This is a genomic window from Sphaerochaeta globosa str. Buddy (genome assembly GCF_000190435.1).
Classification (GTDB): Bacteria; Spirochaetota; Spirochaetia; order Sphaerochaetales; family Sphaerochaetaceae; genus Sphaerochaeta; species Sphaerochaeta globosa.
Window position 1 is genome coordinate 2,720,735 of the sequence record NC_015152.1, and the last position, 17,979, is coordinate 2,738,713.

Below are 17,979 nucleotides of genomic sequence, written 5' to 3' on the forward strand. Positions count from 1 at the left end.
GTTCTTGGATATGGGTAATTACTAGCTCTCAAGGTTTCTAGCCATATGGACTCTGTATCCTCCAAACGTATTGCATCTTTGATGCTATCAGGAACCTTAGTAAAATTGTAAACGATTACAGTCCAATCCTTGACAGATGCAATAAGCCATGTGAACATGGTACTTGGCAAGGAGATGCGGCCATGAGAAACGTCATACTGTCAATGAAAGCCATTGACAAGCGGTTCGCCGGCGTTCATGCACTCAAGGGTGTTGACTTCGAGTTGTGCGAAGGCGAAATCCATGCACTGGTTGGTGAAAACGGAGCCGGCAAATCGACTCTGATGAAAGCACTGACCGGAATATTCCCGAAGGACTCAGGAGAAATCCACTACCTTGGCAAGCTCTTCAATCCACAGGGGCCCAAGGAAGCACTGGATGCAGGCATTGCAATCGTGCACCAGGAACTGAACATGATGGAGCACCTTACCGTTGCCCAGAATTTGTTCATAGGTCGCGAGGCAACCAAACGCAATGGTTGGCTACTGGATGAAAAGGAACAAAACAAGCGTGCTTCAGAGCTCTTTGAGAAGCTGAACATGCATATCGATCCCCAGGAGAAAGTGAGCAACCTTACCGTAGGCAAGCAGCAAATGGTAGAAATTGCCAAAGCAGTCTCACACAACCTGAAAGTTCTCATTCTCGATGAACCTACCGCAGCCTTGACGGATCGAGAGATCAACGACCTGTTTATCATAATGAAGGATCTCGCCCAAAAAGGCGTAGGCATGATTTACATCAGCCACCGCCTCGACGAAATCGGGGTCATCACCGACCGAGTCACCGTACTGCGCGACGGTGAGTATGTCGGTACCAAGGAAACCAAGGACCTGAGCAAGGATGAGATGATCAACATGATGGTCGGCCGGGTAATCTACGAGAAGCCCAAAACCAAAAGTACCGTTCCCCCCGATGCCCCGGTGGTTCTGAAAATTGAAAATCTCAATGCCGGAAAGTTGGTGCAGAACATCTCCTTCGAGCTGAGAAAAGGTGAAATCCTTGGCTTTGCAGGTCTTATGGGAGCAGGACGCACCGAAACCATGCGCGCGCTCTTCGGAGCCGACAGAGCCTCCGGCAACATATTCATCAATGGCACGAAAACCCTCATCGAGAACCCTCAGGATGCCGTACGCAACGGTATCGGATATCTCTCGGAAGACCGCAAACGCTTCGGCTTGGCTATCAAGCTCTCCGTCCAAGAGAATGCAGTCATGGCATCCTACGATGACCTCTGCCCCTCCCTTTTCCTCCCCCGGGCGAAGCTCGTCAAAATCGCTGGCGAGTATGTAGAGAAGCTGAATGTAAAAACCCCTTCGCTCGACCAGTTTGTCAGAAACCTCTCGGGGGGAAACCAACAGAAGGTAGTCATCGCCAAATGGTTGATCAAGAATTGCTCGGTGCTCATTTTCGACGAACCGACCCGCGGTATCGACGTAGGGGCGAAGAGCGAGATTTACCACCTGATGAACGACCTGGTTAAAGAAGGTAAGTCAATCATTATGATCAGCAGCGAACTGAACGAAATTCTCAGGATGAGTGACCGCATCGCCGTCATGTGCGAAGGAAAACTCACCGGAATTCTCAATATCGAAGAGGCAACCCAGGAACGAATCATGGCCTTGGCTACCCAACGAGGATAGGAGTGACTATCAATGAAACTGAAAGAGAACACTAACATCAGGGAGAAAAAAGGAGTGAGTGCACAGAAGTTGCTTGCACCCCTTGCGCTTGTCATCATCTATGCCTTCTTCGCCCTGTTCGGCAGAAACTTCTTCTCCTACACAACGCTGGTCAACATCCTCGACTCCTCCTACTACATCGGCTTCATTGCCATCGGGGTAACGTTCGTCATCATCACCGGCGGCATCGACCTCTCCTGCGGCACCATCATGATGGCATCCACCATCATCGGTGGTACGGCTTATAAGACATGGGGATGGCCCATGTGGCTCTCTCTCGTCCTCATTCTCCTCGTTTCCACCAGCTTCGGGCTATTCAATGGAATTCTGGTCAGCCGCCTGAAGCTTCCCCCGTTCATAGCTACTCTCGGCACGATGATGATCAGCCTCGGTATCGGCTCAATCGTATCCAATGTCCGTAGTGCCACGTTCCCGGCCCGTGGAGCAGCGGACAGCTGGTTCAAGGGCATCTTCAAGTATATCGCCCCCGACAATGCCAGTTATCCCACGGGGGCATTGGTTCTTTTCGGTACGGCCTTCATCGCATACATCATCCTGACACGGACCAAGATGGGCCGTTACATATTTGCCGTAGGCTCCAACAAGGAAGCAGCCCGCCTCTCCGGTGTCGATGTAGCCAAGTGGGAGATGATGGCCTATGTGATCAGCGGTTTTCTGGCAGGTGTGGGCGGCATTGCCTTCGCAGCCGTCTATACCACCGTCATGCCCGCCCAAGGCCAAGGTTTTGAGCTGTACGCCATTGCAGGAACGGTCATCGGAGGAACAAGCCTCAGCGGAGGAGCAGGATCTGTGCTCGGTACCATGATCGGTGTCTACATCATGAGTGTCCTTCGGGCAGGACTGCCATCCATGGACCTGCAAGCCCAATACCAGACATTCTTCACCGGTATAGTCGTCCTGGGCGCAGTAATGCTGGATATTTACCGCACCAAAAAATCCACAGAAGTCCGCATACTCTCAGCCTCCGACCGGTATCGCCAGGAGATGCTGTTCAAACTCAGCCAATTGCAGGGTGAAGAAGCAGCTGCCCTGAAAGTGGAAATGAACAAGGAGTACCGACGGCTCAGGCGTGAGGAGAAACTGCAGCGGGCAGCATTGCGCAAGCAAGAAAAGGAATTTGAGAAATCATAGACGCGAGAATATCCGGGGTCGTATGATCCCGGAAGAAAATAGGAGGGTTATTATGAAGAGAACCTTAGTCGTTCTATTGGCTCTGGTTGTACTCGCTTCGGTAACTGTATTCGCCCAAGGCGTGCAGGAAGCCAAGAAGCCGTACATCGCCGTTGTCTCCAAAGGGGAGCAGCATGATTTCTGGCAGCAGGTAAAACTTGGTGCCAACGCAGCTGCTGCAGCGTATGGCGTCGACATTACCTTCGAAGGACCTCCTTCTGAAAGTGATGTGCAAATCCAGGTAGAAATGCTGAACAATGCCATGGCAAAGAACCCGGTGGCTATCGCATTGGCAGCCCTGAATACCAGCAGTGTTCTTGACCAATTACAGCAGGCCAAGAGCCAGAAAATTCCCGTAATCGGGTTTGACTCTGGTGTACCCGAAGCCCCGGCTGGATCGATTTGGGCAAATGCTTCCACGAACAACTATGCGGCAGCCGGTATGGCAGCTGATAAGATGTTCGAGGTGATCAAGAGCCGAATTGAAGCAGCAACCGATGCAAAACCGGTAAAAATCGTGGTCATGAACCAGGATGCTTCCGGTGAATCACTGCTGAGCCGCGGCAAGGGTTTCCGCGACACAATCGTCAAGTTGATCGATGAGAAAACCGCTCTTTCCAAGAGTGATATCGCAGTCATCGGCAACACCGCCTACATCGCCGCAGACAGCCCCAGAAGCGGGAAGAAAGTCATCATTGAGATGATCGTTCCTGCCTCCGCTGCCATGACTGACGCCACCAATGCCGCCCAAGCAGTATTGAACAAGGTAAGCAGCGACAACATTCTGGGAATCTTCTGCTCCAATGAAGCAACCGTAAAGGGTCTTTTGGCCGCCACCAACGATGGTGCTACGCTGAAGACCAATGCTGCTCTGAAGAACGTAGTGGTTATCGGTTACGATGCCGGTGCCGCCCAGAAGAATGCAGTGCGCAACCAGTACTTCCTCGGTTCCATCACCCAGGATCCGTACCAGATCGGTTACAAGGCAGTCGAGTTGGCCTACAAGGCCTACAAGGGCGAACCAGTTGCCGATGTCGATACCGGTGCCAAGTTCTATAACTTCCAGAATATGGATAATGCCGATATCAAGGGCCTGATCTACGATTGATACACCTTACTTTCAACTGGGGGTCGTACAAGACCCCCAGCTTTCATGGAGAGCATACCGGTGGAAGCTAACGTGTCTGTGACAATTAAGGATGTCGCTCGATTGGCCGGTGTGTCGATCGCTACGGTATCCCGGGTCCTCAACGAAAGCGATGTGGTCAAGGACCAGACCCGTAAAGCCGTGTTGGAGGCTGTAGAGAAACTTGGGTACAACCGCAACGAGGTTGCTCGTTCACTCAAGTTTCGTCAGACACGAACTATTGGGATTATCGCCCCCGAGCTCTCCAACATTTTCTTCATGGAGGTCGTCGAGGCTCTGGAGCGTTGCCTCGCTCCGAAAGGGTATTCGATGATCATCACCTCCTCCTACGATTCGGTACAGGAGGAAAAGCGAAAACTGCAGATTCTCATCGAACGCAACGTCGATGGCATGGTAGTCATGCCCTCGGGCTCCGAGGGAGAGCACTTCCTGTCCAAAGCACTTTCCAATATTCCACTTGTGCTTGTCGACCGCCGTATCAAGGCCTTGAAGGTTGACTCTGTGGAAACAGACAACCGTTACGGTGTCCACAAAATGATAGAGGCTCTCTGCAATGAAGGCTTCAAACGCATAGGATTCATCGGTGGGGATCCCAATATCCATACAGCCGGCGAACGACTTCATGGATATTTGGAAGCAATGGCTGCGTACAACCTGCCCGTAGAGGACGAGTTTGTCCTCCATCAAGGACCGATGACCCAGCTCAATGGACGGGACCAGCTGAAAATGGCACTCTCCGATCCCGACCATCCCCAGGCATTCTTCATTGCCAACGACTCCATGCACCTTGGGGCTACCATCTATGCAATAGAGAACCTCCAAGAAATCCAAGGCCTCCCGCCGGTGTTCGCCAGTTTTGACTACCTAAGCTACGCTCCCCTGCTCAAGCTCTGCCACTATGCCGTCTCCCAGCCCTTCGAGCAGATCGGCCAAGAAGTTGCGGCCCTGCTACTCAAGCGCTTAGGCGGCAATTGGGAGGATTTCCCCCAGCATGTCATGCTCAAGCCGGAGATTAAAGTGCTCAAAGCCAACGGGGGCATCCCGTTTGAGAGGGAAGAAGAGGAGCAAAGACGTGTACATTCGGATGCGGATGTCTCCGAAAAACTTTGTTCATACTTCTGAAATACGCTGAACAGATTTCCATTCACTCATGGTATTGGCGTGAATAATAGTACACGCTTCTGTGTAATTTTCCTGTACAGAGTGTAAAGTTTGGTGTAAAGTCTACGTAGGTAGGAAACCATGAACACCAATACCCATGAACTTGCAACCAATCCGTTTTCTGCAGTATTACTGCAAATGCAGTACACTCCTCTTTTGAATATCGAGCACTACATAGCTCCTATCCAGGATATGCTCAGAAAACTGGGCTACCCTCTTTGCCATACGATGAAAGGCGATATCGTCCAGCTAACAACATCGGGTGACTTGGAGAAAAAAGCCATTGAGCAATGGATGCTTGTCTCCTCAGACTATCAGAAAGCCCTTATCCTTGATGCAGAGAAATGCACATTCCAAGTTTTCGACACTCAAGCAAATTCACTTGATGCAATCGTGCGTGAATTTGAGTTTCTTGTACACACTCTCGATACAATACTCGACTTTTCCATTATTACCAGGCTCGGACTTCGATGCATTCAGAGCATAGTGGAGTCAACGAATCTTTCGTGGAAAACTATAGTGCAGAAGGGGTTTTTGGGGAGCAGCCTACCTGTCGATATTCCTTGGACTGGATCAGGGTGGTATAACTTTGCACTACAAAGAACCATACAGCTACAAGTATTACAGAATCCCAGCATTTTCCAAGTACGAATACTCCAGAACCCATCGGGGAGGCTTTACCCTGACGATATCCTCCGAGATCCACGCGGACTCACAGACTTTGTTACACCGCAAACTCTGGTTACCTGCATTGATTTGGATCACTACGGATCAGTCGAATACATAGATAAGCAAACGCTTTTACTGAATCAGAAAGAAATTTTCCATGCCTTCTATGCAGTAATCATGAAAGTATTCCTTACTACTATCACGACAAAGGAAGCACACGCACTATGGTCATAAACATGAACGAAATTCCGGTTTCCCAACCAACCCCTTTGCAGGCATTGCCTTGCTTTGGTCCAGTGCATGCTAGTTTCCTACTTTGGGAACAAAGTCACTACATCACAATAGGCAATCCTATGGAGCAGACTCCCTATTCCAATTTTCTACTCCCTGCAACGGCATATCGGTTACGGCCTCTCTATAGCAGAATATTCCCATTGATTGCAACGCCCACCCCATCCGAGTTGTACGTACTGGATAGCCAGCAACAATTTCACGCACTACACCAATTCTTTGGATTTAGAAAAACTGAATGGGCGCAGATATTTAACGTCTCCCGCATAACAATCTATGGGTGGCTGAATAAATCCTTGGTTCCTACCGGTGAACATGCGAGCAAGATGGCTTCCCTGTATTCACTTATCGCTGCAATACCAGAACGCACCGAACATGACTCGCTCGGGGTGTACACACGAATGCACATCAGTATTCTCAATACATCTCTGTTGCAACTTCTCTGCAACCGGAGTGAGTTTGAAACCGACCGAACAACCCTCGTGCGAATAATAACTGAAGTACTCGAACGGGCTCGAAACAAAGCAAGTGCGTTGGATAGATTAGAGAATAAACAACGACCTAGCCGTGAAACCTTTGATTACAATCTTAACCAATTGAATCCATGATTGAATCTATCACCGAGGGAATTGTTCTGAGAAATGCCATCCAAAACAATGGATGGGAACAAGGGCTGATTCTCTTTGGAGAGAATAAGGATACCATCCTTTCCCATGCAACAGAACAGTTTACTTGGGCAAAGTCATCTGATGCGCTTCTTCTTTTCAGCCAAGATTGTGATATCTTGCATCCATCACTAGATTATGAGCCTTTTGCAGAGTTCTTCTGTATCAGGACTATCGACTTTCTGGATTGTTCAATCGCCTATGGGAAAAACCCACGACGACTTCATCTATGTTGCGATTCATCCTGATTTTTTGAAGTAATCATAAGTCATCACATTCGCATCCACAGAGAGTTTCTTGCAGACATATCGTGCACACAACCAAGGATTGTTCTTGCAGAGAAGTCACACACGATTCTGCTTTCCTGGATGTCAAAACGATACAGCAGGCCAGCTTTTCCTGACAGATTCAACGATTATATTGCAAAGATCAAGCATATCGATACGAAACTGAAAACTCTGAATGCACGGTATCCATTTCTCAAACGGATCTTCTTCCTCGTTGAACCGGACAGGGAGGTTGCGCCCGACCAACAATATAAACTCGCAATCCAAGTACTGCTCGATGGGCGTGCACCTATGAGCAATACGAATCTAAAATGCCAGATTGAATCTGAAATATGTAAGGTTTTTTCCAATGCCAACATCTTCATCAAGGATGTCTCTTGTGTGTACGAGGATGAAATGACATTGTATGAGCTAAACTTCTACAAAGTATGGGATAAGGACTATATTACCAATAGATATGGATTTGACTAACTGGCAATACTACGTAAAAGCTGCATTACCACCTCGATGCGAATATGATTGATTGACTGCACAACCGGTGCATGCAAGCGGTTGGTGAGTATCGTGATGACCAAATCACGCTGAGGATGTATGTACAGGTAGGTTCCAGTGAACCCTGTATGACCAAAGCCCCCGTTTGGATACAGCTCACCATATTGAATGCCGAATCCGCGCCCACCACCCCAATCATGCAAGGTTCGGGTGAGCACATCAGGCGAAAGGAAGGTTCCCCTCTTGGAATCGAATGCTCTTCCCACGGCCAGCACATCGGTAGCGTCTGCAAAAATACCCGCATGCCCTGCTACTCCCCCGAAATAATAAAATCCGTTGCCGTCATTACACTGCCCGCAGAGGGGAACCTGTTCACTGCGCCAACCATCAAAGTGCAGTCCACGTTCCGATACCATGCGTTTTTCTATTTGATTCCCAAACTCCGTGGCAACACAGCGTGACCGCTTAGGATGATAGGTGGCACTCTTCAGGTTTAGGGGTTCAAACACCAAACTACGCATTGCCTGTTCCAAAGAGAGCTTTGTCACGCTGCTTACCACCATACCCAGCAGCATGAAGTTGAGATCGGAGTACACCACTCCTGTTTGGAGTGGGGTGGAATGAAGAATATCGTGAAGAATTCCCTCAAAGGATTCCCCTTGTCTTGTATAGAATGGATACCAGGCTGGCAGCCCAGAAGTGTGGGTCAATAGGGACGAAACCGTTACCTTACCCAAATAGGTTGCAAGTACCGGGTCGGGAAAATGCAGGATATCGAGCAATCGTGTCTGATCGGAAACCATAGCGGTATCAATCAGGCGCAATACCGCTAGAGTAGTAAAAAGCTTGGTTAGGGAAGCAAGGTCGAAGAGATGGGAACCATCCAATGGACCACCTTGCATGGCAGTAGTGCCCCAAGCTTTTGAGCAGGTGCTTTGTGCATGAGAGAGAGCAATCACCGCCCCGCTGAAGTACTGCTCGCCTATATACTGCTGTACCAAGGGAGACAAGCTTTCGAGCCTTTCTTGCTCGTTCATTCACACTCCACCTTGTTCTGTTTGCACATAAGGACTTCAGCTACACCAGCAACTGCAAAATCGGGAAGCTCCCCTACTTTACAATACCCATGTTTCTCATAGAAAAGCTGCGCTGTTTGGTTGAAATCGGAAACCAACAGGAAAAAACTCTTTCCCAGATGTTTGGTTGTTTCCTCAAACTCATGAAGTAAAAGATTGCCCACTCCCATACCTTGAAACTGGGGGTCCACTGCAATGAATCGAAGGTAGGGAGCTACCAGAAATGCACCCTTGAGATGCACCCAGGCAAACCCGGCAACCTCATTTCCCACCCAGGCAACAAACACAGTATTCAAAGGGTCCTTACCTGCATTACGCAGTTTTTCAAACCAGCTGTCCTCGGTAAACCCGTATACATCCTTCAATGCAGAAGAAGCTGCAAGGCGTGCGCAAGGCTGTAAAGCATCCTCGGTGAAAGGCCGAATCTCGACTTTCATACTACTCCTCAATAAAGGGCTTCGCCATAGCGAAGGCTTGCAGCAATCCATCGGAAGGAACCAAGGATGAGATTGAGCAACGAGGCAACTCATCCTGATAGGTCAAACCGGAAAATACATCCTCTGCCAACAAGGTAGGAGCATCCAGATCAATCCATTTGCACAGGGGTTCCAGCGTCAAGGCATGGGCAATACCCAAGGACGACTCAATCATGCAACTCAGCATAACCTCAAGGCCGAGCTGTTTTGCCTCTGCAATCAGAACACGAGCCGCCTGGGGCCCTCCGCTCTTGGCAAGCTTCACCACAATACCGGAGACACTTGGGGCGTACCTTCTCAAATCCTCTGCATTTTGCACCGTTTCGTCCAGTAGGATGGGAATCTCACTCAGTTCTGAAAGCATCCGAATTTCATCTACCGTTCCCTTGATAGGCTCCTCGATCAATTCAATGTTCAAGGTGTTAAGTTCTGAGATGATGTTGCAAGCCTGCTCGAAATTCCATCCTTGGTTTGCATCCAGACGGATGACCAAGTCGGGAAAATGCTGTCGGATCAGACGAATTCTCTGGACATCGTCAGGGAAACCCGCCTTCAGCTTGATGGTTGAAAAACCACAGGTTCGGATGGAATCCAACATCTTCTGCACATCAGCTCGGTAGGAAATGGTGAATGAAGATCCTCTTTGGTACTGCTTTTCCAGGGAACCGGCCAAAGCTGGTCCGCTCTGTTGCATCACAAGAGCCTGTATAGCACTGGTATATGCACAGGCACTCATGCTGTGCGAGAACCGCTTTACTGCTGTCAGAGCCTCGCGTTTAAGAATCATCTCAGCTGTGATAGTCTGCTTGAGATCCTGGAGAATCTGCTCCTTGGTAATACCATAGTAAGGAACGACAGCCGCCTCTCCATAGGCGACATTCGAATCGTGAATGATCTGAAGAAAGACATTCTCCCGGTAATCGGAACTGCCATGGGCAATATGAAACGGATTTTGCAACAGCAATTTCCTAGGAATCGCAGTAACTCTAAGCATGCACATCACCTTCAACTTTCTCATAGAGGAAACAGGCCACCTGATGGTCTTCACCAACTTCCAGCAGCCTTGGTTTTCGCTCTTTGCACATCGGCATTGCCATATGGCAACGTTCAAAGAACGGGCAACCGGGACGAACTACACTCGGGGAAGGGACATCACCTTTAAGAATCAAACGCTTTCGCGTTGTAGCGGCAACGGGGTCAGGAATAGGGACTGCGGAAAGCAACGCCTTCGTATAGGGATGCATCGGATCCTTATACAGGGCATTGGAGGAGGCCATCTCCACAATATTGCCCAGGTACATAACAGCCACCCTATTACAGAAATATTCGACGACCGACAGGTCATGGGCGATGAACAGGAAGGTGAGGTCGAATTCCTTCTGCAGGTCTTTCAATAAATTCAGGATCTGGCTCTGGATGGAAACATCCAAAGCACTTACCGGTTCATCAGCGAGAATGAGCTTCGGTCCAAGCGACAAGGCCCGCGCTATGCCGATGCGCTGTCTCTGTCCCCCGGAAAATTCATGAGGATAGCGCTTGGCATACGACGCAGACAGCCCGCACTTATCCATCAAACTGAGTGCTTTCTCTTCAATCTCTTTCTCTGACAGCGATAGAATTCCCTTTTTGGTAAAAATCCTCATGGGCTCTGCGACAATATCGAGGACCCTCATACGGGGATCGAGGGATGAATACGGATCCTGGAAAATAATCTGGAAATCCTTGCGGGCGCGAGTGAGCTCTTCCGCTTTCAGGGTAGCCAGATCTTTTCCTTCAAAGAGAACCTGCCCTTCAGTGATGCGTTCGAGCCTTGCAAGAGCCATGATGGTTGTAGACTTGCCACAACCCGACTCCCCAACCAAACCCAAGGACTCGCCTTTGTATACGGAAAAGGAGACACCATCGACGGCTCGAACAGAGCCTACATTCTTTTTGAATAAAATGCCTTTCTCCAGGGGGAAATGGACCTTGAGGTCCCTGATTTCCAGTAGGACATCACGCTTTTGCATGGGCTTCCTCCTTATCTGCGTACAGCCAGCAAGCAACTTTTCTTGGACTGGAGGACCCGTCAAGAACCAGCTCGGGAGGAAGTTCGCTAACACAACGATTCATCGCCTTGTCACAGCGTTCCCTGAAAGGACAGCCCTCTGGAAGATGCAGCAAATCGGGGGGAGAGCCCTTGATGGAGTGCAGCCGTTCAACACCTGTGCGGTCAAGACGGGGAATGGAATCAAGCAAGCCTTGCGTATAAGGATGCTTGGGCGATTGGAACAAATCCAAAACATCGGCTTTTTCCACAATTCGGCCCGCGTACATCACACAGACCTGGTCACACATTTCGGCTATGACACCCAAATCATGGGTGATCATAATCACTGATGTCTGCTGTTGGTCCCTCCGAGCTCGTATGAGTTCAAGAATCTGCGCCTGGATTGTAACGTCCAGGGCTGTGGTAGGTTCATCGGCAATGAGGATATCGGGGTTGCAGGAAAGAGCCATGGCAATCATGACACGCTGGCGCATCCCCCCGGAAAATTGATGGGGATAGCACTCCGCCCGTGTTTGGGGATCAGGGATGCCTATGATCCGCAATAACTCAATTGCCTGCATCTTTGCTTCCTTTTTCTTCATCCCTTGGTGAAGGATCAAAGCCTCGGCGATCTGCTTCCAAATCTTTATAACCGGGTTCAGGGAAGTCAGAGGGTCCTGGAAAATCATGGAGATATGTTTGCCGCGGATGCCCAGTATCTCGTGTTCCGTTGCTGTCAACAGGTCCTTGTCATGAAACAAGACCTTACCCCCGGTAATCCGGCCGGGTGGGAACTCGATCAAACGCAGGATGGAGAGGTTGGTAACCGACTTGCCCGACCCGGACTCCCCCACGATACCCAACGTTTGACCCCGTTCAACATCAAAGGAGACCTTGTTTACTGCATTGACGATACCTCGTTCGGTCTTGAACTCCGTCATCAAGGCTTCCACCTGCAAAATGGGTGATTCTTTCATACTCACTTTCCTCATCGGACGTTGCGCAGCCGCGGATCCAGGATATCCCTCAATCCATCGCCTAACAGGTTGAAACCAAGCACCAACAACACGATGGCGAGACCTGGATACACTGCCGTCCAAGGTGCAAACATCATTACCTTGCGGGCACTGCTGAGCATATTCCCCCAAGAGGGATTTGGAGGCTGCACTCCCAAACCAAGAAAGCTCAACGCCGATTCGAGCAAAATGGCAGTGGAGAGAGACAGCGATATTTGAACAATAAGCGGAGCGGTAATATTGGGTAGCAGATGATGGGCCAGAATGTAGTTCCTTCCTGCACCGTTTGATTTTGCCGCCCTGATGAACTCATTCCCTTTCAGGGCGATGATTGCACCCCGGCTGATTCTTGCGAACTGCGGAATGTACACAATACCGATTGCGAGCACCACGTTATAGGTGTGCTCCCCCAACACTGCCATGATGAAAATGGCAAGAAGCAGGGAGGGAAAGGAAAACAGGATATCGGCGATTCTCATTATGACATTATCCGCTTTTCCACCCAAATAACCTGCCCACACTCCCATGAAAATGCCAATCACAGCTCCTAAAGCTGTAGCACTCACGCTGATGATGAAGGAGACGGAGGTTCCCTTCATAATGCGTGAAAGAATATCCCGACCGAATTCATCCGTTCCGAAGAGATGGCCGGTGGCAAACGATGGTTGTTGTAGAATCTGTTCAGCATGCATGGCCAAAGGATCGAAAGGCAACCAGAACAGGGAGACTACACTCATAAGCACATACAGGAGTATCAGGACAAGGCCGGCCATGGCAATTTTGTTTCGCAGCAATCGTGGAGTTTTCATACCGTCACCTCTTCTCATCGACCAAACGGATTCTTGGGTCTGCCAAGGCATACACCAAGTCGGTAACCAAATTGACCAACACAAAGAGGGTCGCTATTACCAAAACAATCGCTTGGATGACCGGGTAGTCGCGTTGATTGATCGCATAGAGGGCAAGCCTGCCCATTCCGGGAAGGGCGAACACTTCCTCGATCACAATCGAGCCGCCAAGCAGGTATCCGGCATTAAACCCGGTAACGGTAATGACCGGGAGAATGGCATTCTTAAGGGCGTGGATCAGTATTACCTTGCGATGCGGAAGGCCCTTGGCTTTTGCAGTTCGAACATAATCCATCTGCAGTACTTCCAGCATGCTGTTTCTCGTATAACGCATAACCACTGCGGCAAAACCGAAGCCGATGGCAAGCGAAGGAAGAAAGAACATTTTCAGGTTCTTCAACGGGTCTTGGAGCAAACTGATATAGTTGCCCATGGGAATCCAGCCTTGGGAATTGGAAAACGCAATCACCATGAGGGCTGCAAGCCAAAATTGCGGCAACGAGAGCCCGATAAGGCCGAAAACCCGATTCAAAAAATCACCAAAGGTGTTTTGGCGCAAGGAAGAAAGCACTCCCAAAGGGATGCCGATCAATAGCGCCAGAATGAGAGAATAGAGCGTCAGCTCCAGGCTGATGGGAAGCCTGTTGAGGATATCGGGCAGCACGGGTCGACCGGTTCTCAGGGAGTACCCGAAATCGCCTTTGAGCAAATCACCCACCCATTCGATATACAGCACGGGAATGGGCTTATCCTCGCCAAAGAGCCGTTTGAGTTCTTCCATTTGCTCGGGTGTCGCTTCAACTTGGGTACCCATATACATTTGCAGGGCAGAACCCGGGATCATGCGCACTAAAAAGAACACAATCAAGGAAACCCCGATAAGGACAGGCACGAGAGAGAGCAGTCGTTTGATTATATATTTTCCCACGAAACACCTCAGTACAGCAAAGAAGAGAGACTCCTCCCCGAAGGGAGGAGTGCATCCACAGTTGTTACTTGATCACCTGGGCATGGGTCACATAGTAGAGACTTCCATTGCCGATTTGCTTGAAACCTTCCACGTACGGACTGGTTACCTGGTTTTCGTTCGGGCTATAGAGGAACACCAACGGAGCTTTCTCACTGAGGACCTCCTGCACCTTGTCATAGGTGGCTTTTCTTTGGGCAGGATCGGTTTGTTCACGTCCCAGTTCCAACAGGGCATCAGTCTCTGCATCCTTATACATGAAGTTGTTCACCCCACCGGTACTGTGCAGGGATCGATAGAGGAATCTATCAGGTTCGCTGCTTCCACCGCGTAGCTCAACCATGGTGGCAAAGTCACGCTTCACCCAACGATCGATATAGTTGCCCCACTCCACTACGTCCAGGTTTGCAGTCAGGCCGATATTCTTCAGTTGGTTCTGTACCACCTGTGCTACTGCCAAACCGCCTTCATAGGTTGAGGAACACACGATGTCGAAGGAGAATCCATTAGGATAGCCGGCGTCTGCGAGCAATTGTTTTGCTTTTGCATAGTCAGTCTTTCCCAAGGGAAGCTTGTCAGGAGAAATCGCCCACACTTTGGCAGAGATGGGAATCGGACCGGTTGCGGCACCCATGCCATACTCAGCCATGGTCAGGATTTCCGAACGATCGAGGGCAAGGGCGACAGCCTGACGGACACGGATGTCATCGAAAGGCTTTTTCTGGTTGTTGAAACTGAACACGCGAACGTTCATACCCGGCTTGCTCATGACGACCACATTCTTGTCGGACTTTGCTTGGCGGATGGTTGCACCATCGTTGATGGTAGCCAAGTCCAAGTTTCCGGACCGCACACCAGCATAGAGGGAAGCTTCCTCGGGAATGACTCTGAAAATGATCTGGTCACTCTTGGGCAAACCCGCTTCAAAGTAGTTGGGGTTCTTTACAAGGGTCATGGAGTTGTCGACCACCCACTCCTGAAGCATATACGGACCGGTTCCTACAGCAACGCGCTGCAGATTTCCATTCGCCTGTACCGCTTCTTTCGGCACGATGGAAATGTTGTTCGAGGTGAGCGCATCGAGTAGTGAGGCAAGAGGGGCTGAAAGGGTCAATTTTACGGTGTATGCATCCACGACCTCAATCTTGGAGATGGTGGAGATGTAGGAACGACCAGGGGAAGCGGTAGCCGGGTCGAGTACACGCTCAAGCGAATACTTCACGTCGTCGGCAGTCAACTCTCTTCCGTTATGGAATTTGACACCCTTTCTCAAGTGGAAGATGTAGGTAAGGTTATTGGGAATTTCCCATGACTCTGCCAAATCCGGGACCACCTGCATGTTGTCATCAAGACGTACCAAACGGTTGTACAGCAAATCCAAACGACGCATCGAAGAGAATGCCGTTACGATATGTGGGTCCAAGCCTACTGCTTCCTGACTCACACCGATTGTCAAGGTCGGGGACTTCTGGGCAGTTGGAGCCTGTTCGGCTACACCGGCGGCAAACACAGAAGAGACTGCGACCAAAACTAGCAGTACAGTGCACAACACGAACAGATTGCGTTTTTTCATCGTTAACTCCTATGAAATGATACTCATCTGACATACATCAGAGCTGTTGCATGGTTATGGTACCCAACACCACCGGCTTTCTTGCTCCGGTTACCGCAGGTAGATTTGAAGGCCTCCCCAGCAAGGACTCATGACCCATCAAGGCAAAGGCCATGGCTTCGCGGGCTTGGTCGGGAACACCAACGTCATCGGAGGTGACGACCTCGATACTCCCGCCCAGGTATTGCTTGATCATAGATACCAAGGTTGCATTGCGGGCCCCTCCTCCACTGATAATTACCGTATGCAGGGCGGTGAGAGGCAACACAAAGTCCTTATATGCCTGGGCAATGGTGCATGCAGTAAAGGCTGTGGCCGTTGCAACGATGTCCTCAAACGAGAGATGAAGCCTTTCAGCCTTCTGAAGCAATGAGTTGGTGTACTCATATCCATACACCTCACGACCCGTGCTTTTCGGGGGCTGTTTGGCAAAATAGGGATCCTCAAGCAACAGGGAAAGCAAGGTTTCGCATACAGTCCCTGAAGCAGCGATAGCCCCCCCTTCATCGTATTGCTTTTGCTGGTTTGAATGCAGTGCAACAATCTGGTCGATAATCATATTCCCAGGACCTGTATCAAAGGCAAAAACACCCTCATTTTTCCCATGCACGGGAAGAACGGTGACATTGCCGATACCTCCGATGTTCTGTACGGCAATACCTTTGCCTTCCTGGTGAAAGAGCAGGTAATCGATGTAGGGTGCCAAGGGTGCACCCTGGCCGCCTTCAGCCATGTCGGCAGAGCGAAAGTCTGAAATAACAGGAAGGTGGGTAAGCGATGCCACAAATTGGGAGTTCCCCAGTTGCAAGGTTCCTGTTACTTCCAACGGTCCGGCAGGACCTGGAAAGGTTTGACCCGTGGGAGCATGCCACACGGTTTGACCATGCATACATATTGCATCAATGGCCTTTCGTTCCATGTTGCTATGCTTAATGAGCTCATTGACTGCAGCCGCATTCCAATAGGCAAGACCGCTATGAGCCACGGTTATGTCGTTGATGTCTGAAGATCCAGGGATGCAGAGTTTTGCTACAGTTTCCTTCATTTCCTTGGTGTAGGGGATGGAAACTTGATCTTCCAAGGTTACCTGAACAGCTTCACCGGTTTCATTCGTGGTAATGGAAACGAGAACAGCATCCACCCCGTCCAGTGATGTTCCTGACATGAGTCCGATGAGCCTGTGTTGCAAACGATTTCGATACGATTGAAGAAAATCCATCTGGTTCATATGCCTATCCCTATTACCGATAGTATATGGCACAATATTTCAAAACGCAAATGTTTTTAAAATATTATTTCTTTACATCCGTGTTATGAAAGGGTATAGTGAGCATGTACTGAAATAAAATTTTATCCACTTCAGGGAGATCTCACGCAATGGATACGCAAATCACGCAAGAAACACTGCGCTCGCTTACCACCGAGCAGTGTAACGTCAACTCCTCCAATATTGATGAGCTCTCCATTTCACAAATTCTCCAAATCATTAACAATGAGGATAAAACAGTTCCGTATGCTGTAGAGAAACAACTGGCGATTATTGAAGCATTGGTCTCTGACATTGTACTAGCCTTTAGAAAAGGTGGAAGGCTTGTCTATATAGGGGCGGGAACGTCTGGCCGGTTGGGAGTGCTCGATGCATCGGAGTGCCCGCCTACCTTCGGAGTCCCTTGCACGATGGTGCAGGCTCTGATCGCCGGAGGACGCGATGCCTTGGTCCGTTCCATTGAGAATGCAGAGGACGACAGACAGGCAGGAATAGAAGCTCTTACGGCGATCCAATTCAATGCAGATGATGTATTGGTCGGCATTACCGCCTCGGGGCAGGCTCCCTATGTAATTGGTGCCATGGAGTATGCCAGGAACCTTGGATCAGTGGTTGGAGCGATCAGCTGCAACAAGGATTCCAAGACATTCAGTGCCGCCAAGCATGCCATTTTTTTGGATGTCGGTCCGGAAGTACTCACCGGTTCCACCCGCCTGAAAGCAGGGACTGCCCAGAAATTGGTTTTGAATATGCTCACCACTGCGAGTATGATCCGCCTGGGAAAGGTCTATCATAATCTGATGGTTGATCTGAAACCGGTAAACCAAAAATTGGTGGAACGCTCCAAGCATCTGATCAAGCAGGCAACCGGCTGTACGGAAGCTGAAGCGGCAAAGGCCTTTGAGGAATCAGGAAAAAGGCCCAAGGTGGCGATTCTCATGATTCTCCTTGGCGTTGATGCCCAAACCGCCATAGCATTGGAAGAGCAGTCCAGCGGGCCGATTTCTGAAATGATTCGCTTGTATCAGGGGAGAGATACCCGGTAAACTACACAATCCAAAGGGGAT

The 17,979-nt window shown here is 49.8% G+C and carries 18 protein-coding genes; 9 read left to right on the forward strand and 9 right to left on the reverse strand.

What is annotated here, in order from left to right:
• Window positions 1-182: 182 nt before the first annotated feature.
• The 8 genes from SPIBUDDY_RS12645 (at window position 183) to SPIBUDDY_RS12680 (ending at window position 7,600) form a co-directional block, all read left to right on the forward strand.
• On the forward strand, window positions 183-1,679 hold the full coding sequence (locus tag SPIBUDDY_RS12645) for a sugar ABC transporter ATP-binding protein (RefSeq protein ID WP_013608159.1): 1,497 nt from the start codon (window positions 183-185) through the stop codon (window positions 1,677-1,679).
• Between the two features lie 12 nt (window positions 1,680-1,691).
• On the forward strand, window positions 1,692-2,870 hold the full coding sequence (locus tag SPIBUDDY_RS12650; protein WP_013608160.1) for an ABC transporter permease subunit: 1,179 nt from the start codon (window positions 1,692-1,694) through the stop codon (window positions 2,868-2,870).
• 52 nt (window positions 2,871-2,922) lie between these two features.
• Window positions 2,923-4,017: an ABC transporter substrate-binding protein gene (locus tag SPIBUDDY_RS12655; protein ID WP_013608161.1), complete on the forward strand. Its 1,095-nt coding sequence runs from the start codon at window positions 2,923-2,925 to the stop codon at window positions 4,015-4,017.
• Between the two features lie 72 nt (window positions 4,018-4,089).
• A complete protein-coding gene (locus SPIBUDDY_RS12660; protein ID WP_172634203.1) occupies window positions 4,090-5,178 on the forward strand; it encodes a LacI family DNA-binding transcriptional regulator in 1,089 nt (362 codons plus the stop codon).
• Between the two features lie 120 nt (window positions 5,179-5,298).
• Entirely contained in the window at window positions 5,299-6,120 is an 822-nt protein-coding gene (locus tag SPIBUDDY_RS12665) for a TIGR04255 family protein (protein WP_013608163.1), read from the forward strand.
• 2 nt (window positions 6,121-6,122) lie between these two features.
• Entirely contained in the window at window positions 6,123-6,785 is a 663-nt protein-coding gene (locus SPIBUDDY_RS12670) for a hypothetical protein (RefSeq protein ID WP_155816117.1), read from the forward strand.
• Window positions 6,782-7,090: a hypothetical protein gene (locus tag SPIBUDDY_RS12675; protein ID WP_013608165.1), complete on the forward strand. Its 309-nt coding sequence runs from the start codon at window positions 6,782-6,784 to the stop codon at window positions 7,088-7,090. Before SPIBUDDY_RS12670 ends, SPIBUDDY_RS12675 begins: the two co-directional genes overlap by 4 nt.
• 120 nt (window positions 7,091-7,210) lie before the next feature.
• A complete protein-coding gene (locus SPIBUDDY_RS12680) occupies window positions 7,211-7,600 on the forward strand; it encodes a hypothetical protein (protein ID WP_013608166.1) in 390 nt (129 codons plus the stop codon).
• Here SPIBUDDY_RS12680 and SPIBUDDY_RS12685 read toward each other — a convergent pair.
• The 9 genes from SPIBUDDY_RS12685 to SPIBUDDY_RS12725 all read right to left on the reverse strand — a co-directional run bounded on the left by SPIBUDDY_RS12685 (window position 7,597) and on the right by SPIBUDDY_RS12725 (window position 16,873).
• A complete protein-coding gene (locus SPIBUDDY_RS12685) occupies window positions 7,597-8,658 on the reverse strand; it encodes a serine hydrolase domain-containing protein (RefSeq protein ID WP_013608167.1) in 1,062 nt (353 codons plus the stop codon). The genes SPIBUDDY_RS12680 and SPIBUDDY_RS12685 overlap by 4 nt on opposite strands.
• On the reverse strand, window positions 8,655-9,134 hold the full coding sequence (locus SPIBUDDY_RS15835; protein ID WP_013608168.1) for a GNAT family N-acetyltransferase: 480 nt from the start codon (window positions 9,132-9,134) through the stop codon (window positions 8,655-8,657). The genes SPIBUDDY_RS12685 and SPIBUDDY_RS15835 overlap by 4 nt, the downstream gene beginning before the upstream one ends.
• Window position 9,135: 1 nt before the next feature.
• Complete coding sequence (locus SPIBUDDY_RS12695; RefSeq protein ID WP_013608169.1) at window positions 9,136-10,167, reverse strand: enolase C-terminal domain-like protein; 1,032 nt, start codon at window positions 10,165-10,167, stop codon at window positions 9,136-9,138.
• The gene (locus tag SPIBUDDY_RS12700; RefSeq protein ID WP_013608170.1) at window positions 10,160-11,182 is read right to left on the reverse strand and encodes an ABC transporter ATP-binding protein; all 1,023 of its coding nucleotides are present in this window, start codon (window positions 11,180-11,182) and stop codon (window positions 10,160-10,162) included. Before SPIBUDDY_RS12700 ends, SPIBUDDY_RS12695 begins: the two co-directional genes overlap by 8 nt.
• Window positions 11,169-12,179: an ABC transporter ATP-binding protein gene (locus SPIBUDDY_RS12705; RefSeq protein ID WP_013608171.1), complete on the reverse strand. Its 1,011-nt coding sequence runs from the start codon at window positions 12,177-12,179 to the stop codon at window positions 11,169-11,171. The genes SPIBUDDY_RS12700 and SPIBUDDY_RS12705 overlap by 14 nt, the downstream gene beginning before the upstream one ends.
• Before the next feature lie 11 nt (window positions 12,180-12,190).
• Entirely contained in the window at window positions 12,191-13,027 is an 837-nt protein-coding gene (locus tag SPIBUDDY_RS12710; RefSeq protein ID WP_013608172.1) for an ABC transporter permease, read from the reverse strand.
• A 4-nt stretch (window positions 13,028-13,031) separates the two neighbouring features.
• The gene (locus SPIBUDDY_RS12715; protein WP_013608173.1) at window positions 13,032-13,994 is read right to left on the reverse strand and encodes an ABC transporter permease; all 963 of its coding nucleotides are present in this window, start codon (window positions 13,992-13,994) and stop codon (window positions 13,032-13,034) included.
• A 64-nt stretch (window positions 13,995-14,058) separates the two neighbouring features.
• The gene (locus tag SPIBUDDY_RS12720) at window positions 14,059-15,606 is read right to left on the reverse strand and encodes an ABC transporter substrate-binding protein (protein WP_013608174.1); all 1,548 of its coding nucleotides are present in this window, start codon (window positions 15,604-15,606) and stop codon (window positions 14,059-14,061) included.
• Window positions 15,607-15,643: 37 nt separating this feature from the next.
• Window positions 15,644-16,873 (reverse strand): anhydro-N-acetylmuramic acid kinase, encoded by a 1,230-nt coding sequence (locus SPIBUDDY_RS12725; RefSeq protein ID WP_013608175.1) that lies wholly within the window; start codon window positions 16,871-16,873, stop codon window positions 15,644-15,646.
• A 149-nt stretch (window positions 16,874-17,022) separates the two neighbouring features.
• Between SPIBUDDY_RS12725 and murQ the strand changes: the two genes are divergently transcribed.
• Window positions 17,023-17,958, forward strand: coding sequence for an N-acetylmuramic acid 6-phosphate etherase (gene murQ, locus SPIBUDDY_RS12730; RefSeq protein ID WP_013608176.1), 936 nt, complete (start codon window positions 17,023-17,025; stop codon window positions 17,956-17,958).
• Window positions 17,959-17,979 lie beyond the last annotated feature (21 nt).

Bases quoted from the DNA above. Each gene is read 5' to 3' on its own strand.
- SPIBUDDY_RS12700 (WP_013608170.1), bottom strand. From the start codon at position 11,182: ATGCAAAAGCGTGATGTCCTACTGGAAATCAGGGACCTCAAGGTCCAT.
- SPIBUDDY_RS12645 (WP_013608159.1), top strand. From the start codon at position 183: ATGAGAAACGTCATACTGTCAATGAAAGCCATTGACAAGCGGTTCGCC.
- SPIBUDDY_RS12665 (WP_013608163.1), top strand. From the start codon at position 5,299: ATGAACACCAATACCCATGAACTTGCAACCAATCCGTTTTCTGCAGTA.
- SPIBUDDY_RS12675 (WP_013608165.1), top strand. From the start codon at position 6,782: ATGATTGAATCTATCACCGAGGGAATTGTTCTGAGAAATGCCATCCAA.
- SPIBUDDY_RS12670 (WP_155816117.1), top strand. From the start codon at position 6,123: ATGAACGAAATTCCGGTTTCCCAACCAACCCCTTTGCAGGCATTGCCT.
- SPIBUDDY_RS12705 (WP_013608171.1), bottom strand. From the start codon at position 12,179: ATGAAAGAATCACCCATTTTGCAGGTGGAAGCCTTGATGACGGAGTTC.
- SPIBUDDY_RS15835 (WP_013608168.1), bottom strand. From the start codon at position 9,134: ATGAAAGTCGAGATTCGGCCTTTCACCGAGGATGCTTTACAGCCTTGC.
- SPIBUDDY_RS12680 (WP_013608166.1), top strand. From the start codon at position 7,211: ATGTCAAAACGATACAGCAGGCCAGCTTTTCCTGACAGATTCAACGAT.
- SPIBUDDY_RS12695 (WP_013608169.1), bottom strand. From the start codon at position 10,167: ATGCTTAGAGTTACTGCGATTCCTAGGAAATTGCTGTTGCAAAATCCG.
- SPIBUDDY_RS12720 (WP_013608174.1), bottom strand. From the start codon at position 15,606: ATGAAAAAACGCAATCTGTTCGTGTTGTGCACTGTACTGCTAGTTTTG.
- SPIBUDDY_RS12655 (WP_013608161.1), top strand. From the start codon at position 2,923: ATGAAGAGAACCTTAGTCGTTCTATTGGCTCTGGTTGTACTCGCTTCG.
- murQ (WP_013608176.1), top strand. From the start codon at position 17,023: ATGGATACGCAAATCACGCAAGAAACACTGCGCTCGCTTACCACCGAG.
- SPIBUDDY_RS12725 (WP_013608175.1), bottom strand. From the start codon at position 16,873: ATGAACCAGATGGATTTTCTTCAATCGTATCGAAATCGTTTGCAACAC.
- SPIBUDDY_RS12685 (WP_013608167.1), bottom strand. From the start codon at position 8,658: ATGAACGAGCAAGAAAGGCTCGAAAGCTTGTCTCCCTTGGTACAGCAG.
- SPIBUDDY_RS12650 (WP_013608160.1), top strand. From the start codon at position 1,692: ATGAAACTGAAAGAGAACACTAACATCAGGGAGAAAAAAGGAGTGAGT.
- SPIBUDDY_RS12710 (WP_013608172.1), bottom strand. From the start codon at position 13,027: ATGAAAACTCCACGATTGCTGCGAAACAAAATTGCCATGGCCGGCCTT.